At 70.9% G+C, this 14,067-nt stretch carries 14 protein-coding genes; 8 read left to right on the top strand and 6 right to left on the bottom strand.

Annotation, left to right across the window (positions count from 1 at the left end; translation table 11 throughout):
• Positions 1-64: 64 nt before the first annotated feature.
• Both OG522_RS16840 and OG522_RS16835 read right to left on the bottom strand, forming a co-directional pair.
• Positions 65-1,057, bottom strand: coding sequence for an aldo/keto reductase (locus OG522_RS16840; protein WP_329467624.1), 993 nt, complete (start codon positions 1,055-1,057; stop codon positions 65-67).
• A gap of 133 nt (positions 1,058-1,190) precedes the next feature.
• Positions 1,191-1,760 (bottom strand): MarR family winged helix-turn-helix transcriptional regulator, encoded by a 570-nt coding sequence (locus tag OG522_RS16835; protein WP_329463794.1) that lies wholly within the window; start codon positions 1,758-1,760, stop codon positions 1,191-1,193.
• 107 nt (positions 1,761-1,867) lie between these two features.
• On the opposite strand from OG522_RS16835, the gene OG522_RS16830 reads away from it, so the two are divergent.
• On the top strand, positions 1,868-2,380 hold the full coding sequence (locus OG522_RS16830) for a carboxymuconolactone decarboxylase family protein (protein WP_329463793.1): 513 nt from the start codon (positions 1,868-1,870) through the stop codon (positions 2,378-2,380).
• Between the two features lie 25 nt (positions 2,381-2,405).
• On the opposite strand, the gene OG522_RS16825 is transcribed toward OG522_RS16830, so the two are convergent.
• Positions 2,406-3,071, bottom strand: coding sequence for a DUF4232 domain-containing protein (locus OG522_RS16825; protein ID WP_329463792.1), 666 nt, complete (start codon positions 3,069-3,071; stop codon positions 2,406-2,408).
• Between the two features lie 372 nt (positions 3,072-3,443).
• On the opposite strand from OG522_RS16825, the gene OG522_RS16820 reads away from it, so the two are divergent.
• The gene (locus tag OG522_RS16820; protein ID WP_443074708.1) at positions 3,444-4,568 is read left to right on the top strand and encodes a DUF2786 domain-containing protein; all 1,125 of its coding nucleotides are present in this window, start codon (positions 3,444-3,446) and stop codon (positions 4,566-4,568) included.
• 75 nt (positions 4,569-4,643) lie between these two features.
• On the top strand, positions 4,644-6,698 hold the full coding sequence (locus OG522_RS16815; protein ID WP_329463790.1) for an FUSC family protein: 2,055 nt from the start codon (positions 4,644-4,646) through the stop codon (positions 6,696-6,698).
• A 44-nt stretch (positions 6,699-6,742) separates the two neighbouring features.
• Here the strand turns inward: OG522_RS16815 and OG522_RS16810 are convergent, their stop codons facing one another.
• Complete coding sequence (locus OG522_RS16810) at positions 6,743-7,231, bottom strand: hypothetical protein (RefSeq protein WP_329463789.1); 489 nt, start codon at positions 7,229-7,231, stop codon at positions 6,743-6,745.
• 385 nt (positions 7,232-7,616) lie between these two features.
• Between OG522_RS16810 and OG522_RS16805 the strand changes: the two genes are divergently transcribed.
• Positions 7,617-7,856, top strand: coding sequence for a DUF397 domain-containing protein (locus OG522_RS16805; RefSeq protein ID WP_329463788.1), 240 nt, complete (start codon positions 7,617-7,619; stop codon positions 7,854-7,856).
• Positions 7,857-8,007: 151 nt separating this feature from the next.
• On the opposite strand, the gene OG522_RS16800 is transcribed toward OG522_RS16805, so the two are convergent.
• Positions 8,008-8,508 carry an ATP-binding protein gene (locus tag OG522_RS16800; RefSeq protein ID WP_329463787.1) on the bottom strand — a complete coding sequence of 167 codons (501 nt, stop codon included), beginning with the start codon at positions 8,506-8,508 and terminating at the stop codon, positions 8,008-8,010.
• A gap of 291 nt (positions 8,509-8,799) precedes the next feature.
• On the opposite strand from OG522_RS16800, the gene OG522_RS16795 reads away from it, so the two are divergent.
• The 4 genes from OG522_RS16795 to OG522_RS16780 all read left to right on the top strand — a co-directional run bounded on the left by OG522_RS16795 (position 8,800) and on the right by OG522_RS16780 (position 12,520).
• Positions 8,800-9,699, top strand: a complete 900-nt coding sequence (locus OG522_RS16795; RefSeq protein ID WP_329463786.1) for a helix-turn-helix domain-containing protein — start codon at positions 8,800-8,802, stop codon at positions 9,697-9,699.
• A 46-nt stretch (positions 9,700-9,745) separates the two neighbouring features.
• Complete coding sequence (locus tag OG522_RS16790) at positions 9,746-11,203, top strand: aldehyde dehydrogenase family protein (protein WP_329463785.1); 1,458 nt, start codon at positions 9,746-9,748, stop codon at positions 11,201-11,203.
• Between the two features lie 130 nt (positions 11,204-11,333).
• Positions 11,334-11,870: a DinB family protein gene (locus tag OG522_RS16785; protein ID WP_329463784.1), complete on the top strand. Its 537-nt coding sequence runs from the start codon at positions 11,334-11,336 to the stop codon at positions 11,868-11,870.
• A gap of 17 nt (positions 11,871-11,887) precedes the next feature.
• On the top strand, positions 11,888-12,520 hold the full coding sequence (locus OG522_RS16780) for a PadR family transcriptional regulator (protein WP_329463783.1): 633 nt from the start codon (positions 11,888-11,890) through the stop codon (positions 12,518-12,520).
• A 79-nt stretch (positions 12,521-12,599) separates the two neighbouring features.
• Here OG522_RS16780 and OG522_RS16775 read toward each other — a convergent pair whose 3' ends face one another.
• On the bottom strand, positions 12,600-14,033 hold the full coding sequence (locus OG522_RS16775) for a glutamate decarboxylase (RefSeq protein WP_329463782.1): 1,434 nt from the start codon (positions 14,031-14,033) through the stop codon (positions 12,600-12,602).
• Positions 14,034-14,067 lie beyond the last annotated feature (34 nt).

Here is a 14,067-nt window from a genome sequence, read left to right as displayed (position 1 = left end):
ATGTTCGTCGTCGTCGCGGTGGCGGCCGCCGTCGGCTGAGGACGGCCGCCCGCGCGCAACCGGCCTACCAGGCGAAGGCCTCCGGCGACGGCCCGGGGCCCGGGAAGATGTCGTCCAGCGCCGTCAGCACTTCGTCGGACAGGTCGAGCTCGACCGCCCGCAGCGCCGCGTCCAGCTGCTCCGCCGTACGGGGTCCGACGATGGGCCCGGTCACTCCGGGCCGGGTGAGCAGCCAGGCCAGTGCGGTCTCGCCGGGGTCGAGGTCGTGCTTGGCGAGCAGGTCCTCGTACGCCTGGACCCGGGCGCGCACCGCCGGGTCCGTGAGGGACTGGGCCGCGATGCCGCCCTTGGAGCGTGAGCCGCCGCCCTCGCGCTCCTTGCGCAGGATCCCGCCGAGCATCCCGCCGTGCAACGGCGACCAGGGGATGACCCCGAGCCCGTATTCCCGGGCGGCGGGGACGACCTCCATCTCGGCGCGGCGCTCGGCGAGGTTGTAGAGGCACTGCTCGCTGACCAGGCCGACCCGGCCGGTACGGGCGGCGATCTCGTTGGCCTGGGCGATCTTGTATCCGGGGAAGTTGGACGACCCGGCGTACAGGACCTTGCCCTGGGTGATCAGGACGTCGATGGCCTGCCAGATCTCCTCGAACGGGGTCAGGCGGTCGACGTGGTGGAACTGGTAGACGTCGATGTAGTCGGTGCCGAGGCGCCGGAGCGAAGCCTCGACGGAGCGGCGGATGTTGACCGCCGACAGCTTGTGGTGGTTGGGCCAGGGGTCGCCCACGCCCATGTGCCCGTTGAGCTTGGTGGCGAGGACGGTCTTGTCGCGCCGGTCGCCACCCCGGGCGAGCCAGCTGCCGATGATCTCCTCGGTGCGGCCCTTGTTCTCGCCCCAGCCGTACACGTTGGCGGTGTCGAAGAAGTTGATGCCCGCGTCGAGGGCGGCATCCATGATCGCGTGACTTGCGGTCTCGTCGGTCTGCGGTCCGAAGTTCATCGTCCCCAGGACGATCCTGCTCACCTGGAGACCCGTGCGTCCGAGCTGCGTGTACTTCATGGGCATCCAGCCAACGTCTTCGAGTGCGCTCCAGGCAAGAGGGCGAGCCGCGACTTCGCGGTCCCGGCCCCTCTCGCCGTACGCGTCCCACCAGCCGAAGGCGTTCAGAAGGCCACGGCGCGGATCGCGGGTCTCAACTGCCCAGCCAGCTCGACGCGTCGAGGCGGAAGGCGTCCGCGGGAACGGCCGCGCGCAGGGATGCCTCAAGGTCGCGCAGCCGCTCGCCGCCCAGTGTGTCGGCCCAGCTCGCCCTCAGCTCGTCGAAGATGGCGGCCGAGCGGCCGAGCGCGTCGAGTCCGTGCGGGGTGAGACGGACCAGTTTGCGGCGGGCGTCGGCGGGGTCGTCGGCGCGCTCGGCGTAGCCGAGGGCGATGAGCCGGTCCACGGTCTTGCCGGCCGCCTGCTTGGAGACCCCGAGCCGCCGCCCGATCTCGCTCGCGGTCGACCCGGGCAGCCCGATGGCCTGGAGGGCGAAGCCGTGCGCGGGCCGGATGTCCGGGTGGCCCTGGCGCGCCAGCTCGGCGTGCAGCCGGTCGATGAGCGAGCGGAATCCGGCGAGGAGGAGCAGGGGGAGCTCGTACCCGGGAGCGTCGGGGTGGGCCGCAGGGCCGCTCCGGGGCGTGCCCGTATGCCGCGCGGCGCTCGGGCCGTTGCGCGAATCGACAACCTGGTTTACCTTTTCTTCGTCAACCACGTTGTCCATCCTAGTTCCGGACCCGGCATTCCGGGCGCCGGCCGCCGGGATTCCCGGGCTCCGGACCGCCCCTGGTTCCGGGTCCCTGGTTCCGGACCGTACGAAAGAGGTGCCGCATGACGTTCACCGAGCACACCCTGGAATCGGCCCCCGCCGCCTCGCGCAAGTCGATGGAGGTGACCATCCGCCACCTCGGCCGGCTCACCTCGCCCGTCGCCAAAATGGCCACTTCCCCGCACGTCCTGGACGGCTTCCTCGCGGTGAGCGGGATCTTCGAGCGGTGCACCCTTGAGCCGCCGGCGCGCGAGGTCGTCATCATGACCGTGGCCGTCCGCAACGAATGCCACGTCTGTGTCGCCATGCACACCGGCAAGCTGCGCACCCTGGGCGCGGACGAGGAGCTGGTGAGCGCCCTGCACGAGCAGCGCCCGCTCGCCGACCCGAAGCTCGACGCCGTACGCCGCTTCACGCTGGCGGTGCTCGCGACGGCGGGCGGGGTCGCGGACGAGGCCGTCAAGGACTTCCTCTCGTACGGGTACACCGAGCAGAACGCCCTCGAAGTCGTCCTCGGCATCGGCACCTACACCCTGTCCACCTTCGCCAACCGGCTCACGGGCGCGGGCCTGTAGGACGCCAACTGGCCGCCTGGGCCGCCTACTTGGAGCCCACCGGGCTGATGTACGTGCCCGGGTGCGTCGCCCCGTCCTGGAGCAGGACCGAGGAGAAGGTCCAGGGCAGGGTGTGGGAATGGGTCTCGCCCGGCGGGGTGATGACGATGCTCTTCGGCTTGAACTCCTGGCCGCTTCCCTTGGTGAAGGGCAGGTAGAAGATGTTGAAGGTGGTCGTCGCGTTCGGCCGGACCGTGACCGTCGACGGGGTCTCGGCGGTGCCGCGGGTCAGCGACCACTTGGTGGTGGCGCCCACCAGGTCGACGCCCGGATAGCCCTTCATCACACAGGGCTTGGCGCCGTTGTTGGTGAGGGTGATGGTCACCACGCCCTGCGAGCCCGCCGACTGCGCGCCGCTGCCGGGGCTGACGGCGAAGGCGAGCTGCGAGGTCAGGCAGTGGCCGGAGCCACCGTCCCCGACGCCCGTGCCCGCGTTCGTGCCGCCTCCGATGCTGCCGCCGGAGGGCGCCATGCTCCGGCCGCCGTCGGTGCCGGGCGCACTGGACGCGGCGGCGGAGCTGCCCGAGCCGGTGCTGCTCGGGGTGTCACTGGTGGCCACCTTGCCGGCCCCGCTGCCGCCGCAGGCGGTCAGGGCCAGGGTGGCGGTGAGCACGGTGATCGCGGCCAGGGGGGCGGTACGCAGGCGCAACACGGCCGGTCCTTTCGTTCGTTGTCCCTTCGGGTGCCCCATGGGGCCGGTCTCAAGCGGACCGGACACCTCATGGAGGCCCCGCACCGCGAAACGGTTTCACCGCGCGACCGCATCCGGCGGTCGGCGCGCCGGAGCGACTGCGCCGCGGCCGGCCCCCGCCGCCCCGGGCGAGGCTGCCGCCCTACCGACGGCCTCCGGTCCACCATGGCGTACGGCCGTGCCGGACCGCGGCGGTTCCCGTACCGAAACTTTGTCCACAGGCTGTGGACAAGCGAGTCGCGCGAGCCGTGGAAGGCGCCGCGTTTCGTGGTTCCGTGCGCTTGCTGGGACCATCGTGACCGGCAGCGCGCGGATCGGTAGGGAGGCACCTTGATGTCGGTGGAGAGCGTGGACCGGGCGTTCGCGGCGGCGCTCTACGCCGAGGGCGACGCGGGTCTGGACACCGGCGCCTCACTGCTCGCCGCAGCCCCGGACGCGGACGCCGAACTCGCCCTGCGCGGGCGGGAGTTCGTGCGGCGCGCCTGGGACCGGGGCTGGCAGCCCGCCGATGTCGTACGGATCGTACGGCGCGACCTGGACGAGCCGCAGGTGCGCATCCTGAGCGGCCTGGTCCGCGACGAGCTCGCCCGTTACGAACGGCTGCCCGCACGCTGGCAGGAGCAGCTGGACGAGCTGCCGGCGCAGGCCTGGCACGCGGACCGCTTCTCGTACGCGACCGCCGTCCTTGAGCTCTACCGGCTGCTGCTGCGGCTGCCCGCGATCGAGCCGGTCGGCCCGGCGCCGGGGGCGGCGCTGCTCGGACCGCCGGTGCACGGCGAGCCGAAGACCCTGGCCCGGATCAGGGCGCTGCTCGCGAAGGCCGAGGCGACCGGGTTTCCCGAGGAGGCGGAGGCGCTCAGCGCCAAGGCGCAGGAGCTGATGGCGCGGCACAGCGTGGACGAGGCGCTGCTCGCGGGGCAGGGGCCGGGCGGCGAGGTGCCGGGGGCCTGCCGGATCGGGGTGGACGCGCCGTACGAGACAGCGAAGGCGATCCTGCTCGACGCGGTCGCCGGCGCGAACCACTGCCGGGCGGTGTGGAGCTCGGAGCTCGGCTTCTCGACGGTCGTCGGCTTCGAGGGCGACCTGGAGGCGGTGGAGCTCCTCTACACCTCCCTCCTCGTGCAGGGCACGGCCGCGATGACGCGGGCGGAGGCCGCGCAGCGGGCCGGCGGCCGCAAACGCACCAAGACGTTCCGCCAGTCCTTCCTCCTCTCCTACGCCAACCGCCTCGGCGACCTGCTCGCCGCGACGGCCCGCCATGTGGAGGAGGAGTTCGGCGGCGCCCTCCTCCCGGTCCTCGCCACCCGCGCTGTCGCGGTGACGGACCGCGCGCAGGAGATGTTCCCGAAAACGGTGACGACGAGGGTGCGCGGCGCGACGGACGAGGAGGGCTGGACGCACGGCCGGGAGGCAGCGGACCGAGCACACAAAGGGCGCCCCCGACTTCCGGGGAGCTGAGACCAATCTCCCTTCGGCAAGAGCCTCCCGGGCCGCGAGCGGCACGGTGGTGAGCAGCGCACTACCCTCTAGATCATGGGCTGGCTCCGTGCGCTGAAAGAGACCACACGCTCGGGGCTGAAGGTCGAGCGCCTGCGCCTGGAACCGCTGGTGGCCCTGCGCGGAGCCGCCGGCCTTGCCATCGTCGTCGGTATCAGCCTCACCCTCTTCGGCCCCTCGGTCGCCGTGAGCTCCGCGTTCGGCGCGTTCCAGGCCGCCATCGCCACGTACCAGCGCAGTTGGCGCCCCAGGCCGGTACTGGCGCTGGCCTCCGGCCTCTCGCTCGCGATCTCGACGTTCCTCGGCTACCTCGTCGGCACCCACTCGCCGTTCTTCCTGCTGCTGCTCGCCGTGTGGACGTTCGTGGCGGGCCTGTCGTGGGCGGTCGGCCCGACCGTCGGCGTGATCGCCTCGTCGAACGTGGCGATCATGCTGGTCACCGTCACCCTGCCCAGCTCGCTCGGCGAGGCCGCCGGGCACGCCGCGATGATCGCGTTCGGCGGGGTCGTGCAGGCCGCCCTCGTCGTGGTCTTCCCGGTACGCCGATGGGGCGCGCGGCGCGACGCGCTGGCCGACGCACTGGCCGCGGTGGCCGACTACGCGCGCCGGCTACGGCACGATCCGGTCGCGCCGTTCGACCCGCAGCCCCTGATGACCGCCCGGCTCGCCGCCGCCGTCACCCCGCGCGAGGCCCGCCGCCGGCCCCCCGAACTGCACGGCGCCCGGGGCATCGCCGAGCGGATCCGGCCGGTCCTGGCCTCGCTCGCCGACCCGGCGCTGGGCGTCCCCGACGAGGGCGTCGAACGCGACCGGGTCAGGGAGTTGCTCGCCGCCGCCGCGACCGTACTGGACGCCGCCGCGCGGGCCGTCAGACACGGCGAGCCGGTCAGCATCCCGCCCGCGGCCGAGGCCGCGCTCGCCACCCCCGACACCGGCGCCATCCTGACCGGCCCCGCCCGCCGCGCCGCGGCCCGGCTCGGCGCGCTGCTCGCCGACGTGGTCGAGACCGCCGGGGGCAGCGGCACCGGCGACGACGCGGCCCCGCTGCTCAGACCGACCCTGTTCCGCGAGGTGCCGGTCGCACTGCGCACGATGCGTGCCGAGCTGGGCCGCCGCGACTCACCGATCCTGCGGCACGCGGTGCGGGTCTGCGCGGTGACGACGGCCGGCTACCTCCTCGGCCAGGTACTGCCGCTCGGCCACGGCTACTGGGCGCCGATGGCGTCCGTGATGGTGATGCGACCGGACTTCTCGCTCACCTACGCCCGCGCGGTGGCCCGCTTCGGCGGCACCCTGGTGGGCGTGGCGCTGGCGACCGGCGTGGTGCAGCTCACCCATCCGGACACCCCGACGTCCGCGGCCATCGCGGTGGCCTGCGCGTTCCTGGCGTACCTGCTGATGCGCACGGGCTACGCGGTGCTGAGCGCCTGCGTGTCCGCGTATGTGGTGTTCCTGCTCGGCATGGGCGGTCTCCAGTGGACCCAGACGGTGCCCGACCGGGTGTTCTTGACCCTGCTGGGCGGTGCGCTCGCGATGGTCTCGTACGCCGTCTACCCGGCCTGGGAGACGCCGAGGCTGCGCACCCGGCTCGCCGACTGGGTGGCGGGGGACGGCCGGTACGCCGCCGCCGTCATCGCCCACTACGCCGATCCGAGCCGGGGCTCCGGCGAGATCCGCCAAGCGCTGCTCGACACCCGGGCGGCGCGCATCGCCTGGCAGGAGGCGCTCGACAAGGCCCGGCACGAGCCGGTCCGCCACCGGGGGCTTTCCCGTTCCGCGGCCGACGAAGCCGCCCGCGCGCTACGGCAGTTGGGGCGTACGGCCATGCTGATGGAGGCGCATCTTCCGGACCGGGACGCGGTGCCGGTGCCGGCCGCGGCCAAGCTCGCCGACGCACTGCGGCATGCCACAGAACAGGGCGCGAAGGCGGTGCGCGAGCGGCGGGTGCCGCGCTGGGAGGAGGTCGAGCAGGCCCTGGCCGCGTGGGACGGCGAGGGCGTGCCCGACCGGGTGGTCCGGCAGGGCGCCGGTCTCGTCCTGCACTGCCTGGACGACCTGACCGACGCGCTCACGCCGTCCAACTCCCCCTAACTGTAAGGAAGTTGTGCGTACGGCAGCCCCTGACCCTTTCGGGGTTACGGGGTCGGAAGGCCGGCGGTGGGGAGCCCCGCCGTGGGAAGGCCGCTCGGGAGCGAGGCCGTCTTGCCCCGGGTGAAGGTGTCCGTGCCGGAGCCCTCCCACTTCACCTCAAGGCTGTCGCCCTTGATCGTGGCCATGCCCTGGGTGCGCTCGGTGTTCCCGTCCGCGCACTTCAGAGTGATCATGGTCATGCCCGCACCCTCGGCCGTGGTGCCGGAGCACACGTGCGGCGAGAGCAGGGCCGCGGTCTTGTTCGCGATGACCATGGTGACGGTCTTGCCGCCGCTCGTCGCGGTCCAGCTGCCCTGGAGGTCGGCGCTCTTGGCCGGAGTGCCGCCGCCGTCCGGAGCCGACGGCGCGCTGCTCGCCGCCGGGGACTTGGTGGCCGGGTCGGACTTCTTGCCGCTGCTGCCGCAGCCGGTCAGAACGAGTGCGACCGAGAGCCCGGCGGCGGCGAATGCGGCGGTACGTATGTGCCTGTGCACGGCTTTTCTTCCCCCTGTGAACGGTGTTCGAGACCGCGACAAGCTACCAGCCGGGCCGGGCCACCCGGCGTCGACGGTCCTGATCGCCCGGCGCTGAGCGGACCGACCCCCTCCGCCCTCCGCCGCCCGGTCGAAGGGGAGTCGGCGACGGCCGGTTTCGTATGCCGGGGCAGGGGTGATCGCGCGGCCGGTTGAACCGTCGGACCCCGGAATGCGTCTGCCTGTCGGGTACGGAGAGTCGATCCCGGTGGCCCACGCAGCGGCTGTAACCGCCTGGGCACCCCGCGTGCACGTGCATCTTCCCATGCAGGCGCACATGAACACAGCTATGATCCGGGGCAGTTGACCATTCACAGATGCACCTCTGCACATCCCGGGAGCGACCTTGCACCACGCGTACAACGGCATGGCGGCAGCGGAGCTTCAGGGTGTCGCTTGGCAGAAGAGCCAGCACAGCAACTCGCAGGGTTCCTGCGTCGAATTCGCCAAACTGCCGGGCGGAGGGGTGGCGGTACGCAACTCACGCCATCCGGACGGGCCCGCACTGGTCTACACCAGGGCTGAGATAGAGGCGATGCTGCTCGGCATCAAGGACGGCGAGTTCGATCACCTGGTGATGGACTGAACCCCGCGGGACGGGCCCCCGTGTGAGGGGGTGAACCCGCCTCGAAAATCCGGAGGGTCGCACATCCGGAGGGTCGACGATCCGGAGGGGCGCAAGCCGCAGGGTCGAGGACCGCGGGGTCGGAGCCGCAGCCTCCGGCTGTTGTGTCGTGCTATTCCGCGGGCTGAAGACGGAACAGGGCCCAGACGACCTTGCCGCCGAGCGCGCCCGACAGCGGGTGCCAGCCCCAGCTGTCGGCGAACGAGTCCACCAGGAACAGGCCGCGCCCGCACTCCGCGCCGAAGTCGTCGCCCTCGCGCTCGACGGGGCTCTCCGCGCTGGGGTCGCGGACCGCGCACACCAGGCGGCTGGTCCAGCGCATCAGATGCAGCCGCACCGGGGCGTCGCTCTCGCGCGGGGTGTCGGCGGGCAGCGCGTGCCGCAGCGCGTTGGTGACGAGTTCCGAGACGACCAGGGCGACATCGTCGAAGCGCTCGCCGAGCCCCCACTGTGTCAGCGTCGATCTCGTGAACTTCCTTGCCCCGCCCACCGCTTCGTACCGGGCGGGCAGCGCACAGGACGCCGAGCCCGAGACCGTCGAGGGGTCGATGGAGGGAAGCGCCTGCCTTAAGGGCTCGCACGGCTCCAGCATGGTCGATCCGTTCGTCCCCATGCGAAGCACTCCCAGGTTCGCGGCCGTGGCGGTACAGGACGCAAGCAGCTAGACGCAGTTGAGCACGCAGGTGCGCGGGGACCATGGTTCCGAATGCTTCGGCCCGATGCAAGGGCAGATGCACGTGCACGCGACCGACCTGTCCAACCCCGTGCCGTTTCTTGCTCATTTCTTCCCCGGAAGTTCCTCAGGCCGATTTCGCTCCTTGACCATTTCCGTAATCACACGGGTACGGGCTGAAGCGTTTTGATGGCAGACTGCCCTCCACATTCGGATGGGGAGGACGGCGAAGTGACCGCAGGGGAGGCATGGGGATCCCCCCGGCCGAGCGCAGTCGAGGCCGGTGGAGGTTCGGTGGTCCGGCGCATTCTGCTCGGCTCACAGCTCAGGCGCCTGCGCGAGTCGCGCGGCATCACGCGGGAAGCGGCCGGCTATTCCATCCGGGCATCCGAATCCAAGATCAGTCGTATGGAGTTGGGGCGGGTGAGCTTCAAGGCCAGGGATGTCGAGGACCTGCTCACGCTCTACGGCGTCGGTGACGAGTCCGAGCGCATGGCGCTCCTCGGCCTCGCCAAGGAGGCCAACATCGCAGGCTGGTGGCACAGCTTCGGCGATGTGCTCCCCGGCTGGTTCCAGACATACATCGGTCTGGAGGGCGCCGCGTCGCTCATCCGGATCTACGAAGTCCAGTTCGTCCACGGCCTGTTGCAGACCGAGGCCTATGCGCACGCGGTGGTCTCGCGCGGCATGCAGGGCGCGCCCACCGCCGAGATCGACCGCCGGGTCGCGCTGCGTCTGGAGCGCCAGAAGGCCCTCGTCTCGGAGCGGGCCCCGCAGTTCCACGCCGTACTGGACGAAGCCGCGCTGCGCCGCCCCTACGGTGAACGGGACGTGATGCGCGGCCAGTTGAAGCATCTCATCGAGCTGTCGGAGCAGCCCAACATCAATCTCCAGATCATGCCGTTCAGCTTCGGCGGGCACGCGGGGGAGAGCGGCGCCTTCACGATGCTGCGGTTCCCCGAGTCGGACCTGTCGGACATCGTCTATCTCGAACAGCTCACCTCCGCACTGTATTTGGACAAGGCGGAGGAGGTCGCGCAGTACGAAAGGGCCATGGCCCGCCTCCAGAAGGACAGTCCCGGCCCGGAGGAAAGCCGCGATCTTCTGCGCGGACTCCTCCAACTCAGCTGACTCATCAGTAGGATGACGTCACATCAGGCCAGTAGTTAGGGATGGCATGTCCTTCTTCACCGACCTAGCCCACCAGTTCATAGACGGCCAGTGGCGCACCGGCAGCGGGTCGTGGGACATCATCGACTTCGATCCGTACAACGGGGAGAAGCTCGCCGCCATCACCGTGGCCACCGTGGAGGAGGTCGACGAGGCCTACCGGGTGGCCGAGCGCGCCCAGCGGGAGTGGGCCGACACCAACCCCTACACCCGAAGACTGGTCTTCGAGCGCGCCCTGCGCATCGTCGAGGAGCGCGAGCCGGAGATCATCGCGGCGATGATCAGTGAGCTGGGCGGCACCCGGCTCAAGGCGGTGTACGAGGTGCATCTCGCCAAGGAGTTCCTGCGCGAGGCGATACAGCTGGCGCTGCGCCCCGAGGGACGCATCCTGCCCTCGCCGGTGGACGGCAAGGAGAACCGCGTCTACCGGCTCCCGGTCGGTGTGATCGGGGTGATCAGCCCGTTCAACTTCCCGTTCCTGGTGACGATCAAGTCGGTCGCTCCGGCACTGGCGTTGGGCAACGCCGTAGTCATCAAGCCGAACCAGAACGCGCCGGTCGTCGGCGGCGGGCTCATAGCCAAGATATTCAAGGACGCCGGGCTGCCCGCCGGGCTGCTGAACGTCCTGGTCACCGACATCGCCGAGGTCGGCGACGCGCTGATAGAGCACCCGGTCCCCAGAGTGATCTCGTTCGCGGGCTCCGACCGCACCGGCCGCCATGTCGCCTCCGTCGCCGGCAGCCACTTCAAGCGCGTCATCCTGGAGCTGAGCGGCAACAGCGCGCTGGTCGTCCTGGACGACGCGGACCTCGACTACGCGGTGGACGCGGCGGTTTTCAGCCGCTTCGTCTACCAGGGCCAGGTCTGCATGGCCGCCAACCGGATCCTGGTCGACTCCTCGGTGCAGGAGGAGTTCACCGCCAAGTTCCTCGCGAAGGTGGCCTCGCTGAAGACCGGCGACCCGGCCGACCCGGCCACCGACATCGGCCCGGTCATCAACAACTTCCAGGCGGAAGCGCTGACTTCACTGGTCGAGCAGGCCCTCGCCGAGGGGGCCACGGCGCTCGTACGGGGCCGCACGCGCGGCAACCTGGTGGAGCCCACCGTGCTCGCGGGCCTGCCCGCCGACTCCTCCGTACTGCGCCAGGAGATCTTCGGGCCGGTGGCGCTGCTCATCCCCTTCGACGGGGAGGCCGAGGCCGTACGCATGGCGAACGACAGCCCGTACGGACTCAGCGGCGCGGTGCACACCGCCAATGTGGAGCGCGGGGTGCGGTTCGCCAAGCGGATCGTCACCGGGATGATGCACGTCAACGACTCCACGATCCAGGACGAGCCGCTGGTGGCCTTCGGCGGCGAGAAGTACTCGGGGCTGGGGCGGCTGAACGGCGACTCCACGGTCGAGGCGTTCACCACCCAGAAGTGGATCTCGGTCCAGCACGAGCGCAGCCCGTTCCCGTTCTGATCGCTCCGGTTGCGATCCCTCCGGCCGATTCCTTCGAAGTCGGCCGCCAATGCGGACAGAACCTGACCTCATTGCTTCATAACGTGATCCTTGTCAGCACGGCAGAACACGAACGAAGGCGGTCCGGATCATGGTCACTCACGTTCCCGCGGAAGACCGGGGCGACGAGCGCGGCGCGCTCCTCGCGTTTGTCGAGGCCCAGCGCGGCGGGCTGCGCCGCGCGCTCATCGGGCTCACCGAGGAGCAGGCCGCGAGCCGCCCCAGCGCCAGCGGGCTGTCGCTGTCCGGGCTGGTCAAGCACGTCGCGGAGTGCGAGCTGAACTGGCTGCGGATGGCTCAGCAGCAGCCCAACGAGAAGCAGCGCGACGCCTCGAACTGGCACGAGAGCTTCCAGCTCGTCGGTGACGAGACGGTCGAGGGGATGCTCGCGTTCTGGGACGAAGTGGCCGCCGAGACCGAGGAGTTCATCCGCAAGGTGCCCTCCCTCGACGACACCTTCCCGCTGCCGGACCAGCCGTGGTTCCCCAAGGAGGGCCGGGTCTCGATGCGCTGGCTCATGCTGCACCTGATCGAGGAGATGGGACGGCACGCCGGGCACGCGGACATCGTCCGTGAATCCCTGGACGGCAAGACCGCGTTCGAGCTGGTGGCGCTCGCAAATTCCTGAGGTCATAGGCTGGCGCCATGTCAGTGATCCGTCTCCTCGTCCTTGGCGCGGTACGTCAGCACGGCCGGGCACACGGCTACCAGGTGCGGAGCGACCTGGAGTACTGGGGCGCGCACGAGTGGTCCAACGCCAAGCCCGGTTCGATCTACCACGCGCTCAAGCAGATGGCCAAGCAGGGCGTCCTCCTCGCCCATGAGGTGGCGCCCAGCACGGTCGGCGGGCCGCCGCGCACGGAGTACGAGCTGACGCAGGCGGGCCGCGCGGAGTACTTCCGGCTGCTGCGCGAGGCGTTGTCCTCGTACGACCAGAAGATGGACGTGATGTCGGCGGCGCTCGGCTTCATGGTGGACCTGCCGCGCGCGGAGGTCGTCGCCCTGCTGCGCGAGCGGCTGGAGAAGCTGGCGGGATGGCGCGCCACGGTGGCGGAGTACTACCTGGTGGGTGAGGGCCCGGACCAGTTCGGCCACATCGGCGAGATCATGAACATGTGGGTGCACTCGTCGGACGCGGGGGCGGCGTGGACGCGGGGGCTGATCGCCCGGATCGAGGCGGGTGCGTACGCCTTCGCGGGCGAACCCGGCTGGACCCCGGACTGGGGCTCGGCCCCCGCCCCCGCCGGCCCGTCACCCCAGGGGCCCGCCCCGGACTGACGGGCACCACCGGGGCGGGGCCGGTTCTTACAGGGCAACGAGCGGGCGGGCCCCTTGGGCAGAACCCGCTGAGCGGCGCCTAGTGGTGGAACGCCGTCGCCACCAACTCGTCCCGCCCCAGTGGCGCGGCCTGGCGCCGCAGTTCCGGCAGCAGCCGGGACAGGTCCTCGATCAGGAGGTCCGCCAGGTCGGAGGAGAAGCCGTTGCGGCAGACCACCCTGAGGACCGACAGGTCCTCGCGGTTCGCCGGGAAGGTGTACGCGGGAACCAGCCAGCCCCGTTCGCGCAGCCGCCGGGACACGTCGAACACGTCGTACCGGTCCACCTCCGGCGTCGTCGTGAAGGCGAACACCGGCAACTCGTTGCCCTGGGTGAGGAGTTGGAAGTCGCCGAAGGCCTCCACCCGCTCCGCGAGTTCCCGCGCCACGTCCCGCGTCGTCTGCTGGACCGCCCGGTACCCCTCCCGCCCGAGCCGCAGAAACGTGTAGTACTGCGCCACCACCTGTGCCCCCGGCCGCGAGAAGTTGAGCGCGAACGTCGGCATGTCGCCGCCGAGGTAGTTCACCCGGAAGACCAGCTCCTCTGGGAGCTCCTCCGCCGTGCGCCACAGCGCCCAGCCCACCCCGGGGTACACGAGACCGTATTTGTGCCCCGAGGTGTTGATCGAGGACACCCGAGGCAGCCGGAAGTCCCACACCAGGTCCTCGTCCAGGAAGGGCGCGATCATTGCCCCGGACGCCCCGTCGACGTGCACGGGGACGTCCAGACCCGTACGCTCCTGCAAATCGTCCAGCGCCGCGCACAGTTGGGCGATCGGCTCGTACGACCCGTCGAAGGTGGAGCCGAGCACCCCGACGACCCCGATCGTGTTCTCGTCGCAGAGTGCGGCGGCGGCTTGCGGATCGAGGTGGAAGCGGTCGCCCTCCATGGGCACTTGGCGCGCCTCGACCTCCCAGAAGTTGCAGAACTTCTCCCAGCAGACCTGCACGTTGACGCCCATCACGAGGTTGGGGCGGGCCTCGCGCGAGGGGTAGCGGTCCGCGTTCCGCTGCGCCCAGCGCCGCTTGAGCGCGAGGCCCGCCAGCATGCAGGCCTCGCTGGAGCCGGTCGTGGAGCAGCCGACCGCGGTGGTCGGATCCGGCGCGTGCCAGAGGTCGGCGAGCATCGCCACGCAGCGCCGCTCCAACTCGGCGGTGCGCGGGTACTCGTCCTTGTCGATCATGTTCTTGTCGCGGCACTCCGCCATCAGCACCGAGGCCTCCGGCTCCATCCAGGTGGTGACGAACGTCGCGAGGTTGAGGCGGGCGTTGCCGTCGAGCATCAGCTCGTCGTGGACCACCTGGTACGCGGTCGTCGGCGCCAGCGGCCGCTCGGGCAGCCGGTGCCGGGGCGGCGCCGACGTCATCGACCCGATGGGGTCGGCCTCCCCGTAGAACGGGTTCAGGGAGAGCCGACCGCCCTCCCCCTTCTCGTCGGCGTGATCCTTCTTGCTGCCGCCCCGGTGCAGTGCCATGAGCTGTCAACGTCCTTTCGGGGGGAGAGAGAGT

The organism is Streptomyces sp. NBC_01431 (assembly GCF_036231355.1).
In the GTDB taxonomy this organism is placed as follows: Bacteria; Actinomycetota; Actinomycetes; order Streptomycetales; family Streptomycetaceae; genus Streptomyces.
The sequence above is the reverse complement of the archived record's forward strand: the minus strand, read 5'-3'. Positions and strand labels throughout refer to the sequence as shown.

What these genes read in the sequence shown, in the direction of transcription:
- OG522_RS16840 (WP_329467624.1), bottom strand. Translation starts at nt 1,057, where the DNA reads ATGAAGTACACGCAGCTCGGACGCACGGGTCTCCAGGTGAGCAGGATC.
- OG522_RS16835 (WP_329463794.1), bottom strand. Translation starts at nt 1,760, where the DNA reads ATGGACAACGTGGTTGACGAAGAAAAGGTAAACCAGGTTGTCGATTCG.
- OG522_RS16830 (WP_329463793.1), top strand. Translation starts at nt 1,868, where the DNA reads ATGACGTTCACCGAGCACACCCTGGAATCGGCCCCCGCCGCCTCGCGC.
- OG522_RS16820 (WP_443074708.1), top strand. Translation starts at nt 3,444, where the DNA reads ATGTCGGTGGAGAGCGTGGACCGGGCGTTCGCGGCGGCGCTCTACGCC.
- OG522_RS16815 (WP_329463790.1), top strand. Translation starts at nt 4,644, where the DNA reads ATGGGCTGGCTCCGTGCGCTGAAAGAGACCACACGCTCGGGGCTGAAG.
- OG522_RS16800 (WP_329463787.1), bottom strand. Translation starts at nt 8,508, where the DNA reads ATGGGGACGAACGGATCGACCATGCTGGAGCCGTGCGAGCCCTTAAGG.
- OG522_RS16790 (WP_329463785.1), top strand. Translation starts at nt 9,746, where the DNA reads ATGTCCTTCTTCACCGACCTAGCCCACCAGTTCATAGACGGCCAGTGG.
- OG522_RS16785 (WP_329463784.1), top strand. Translation starts at nt 11,334, where the DNA reads ATGGTCACTCACGTTCCCGCGGAAGACCGGGGCGACGAGCGCGGCGCG.
- OG522_RS16780 (WP_329463783.1), top strand. Translation starts at nt 11,888, where the DNA reads ATGTCAGTGATCCGTCTCCTCGTCCTTGGCGCGGTACGTCAGCACGGC.
- OG522_RS16775 (WP_329463782.1), bottom strand. Translation starts at nt 14,033, where the DNA reads ATGGCACTGCACCGGGGCGGCAGCAAGAAGGATCACGCCGACGAGAAG.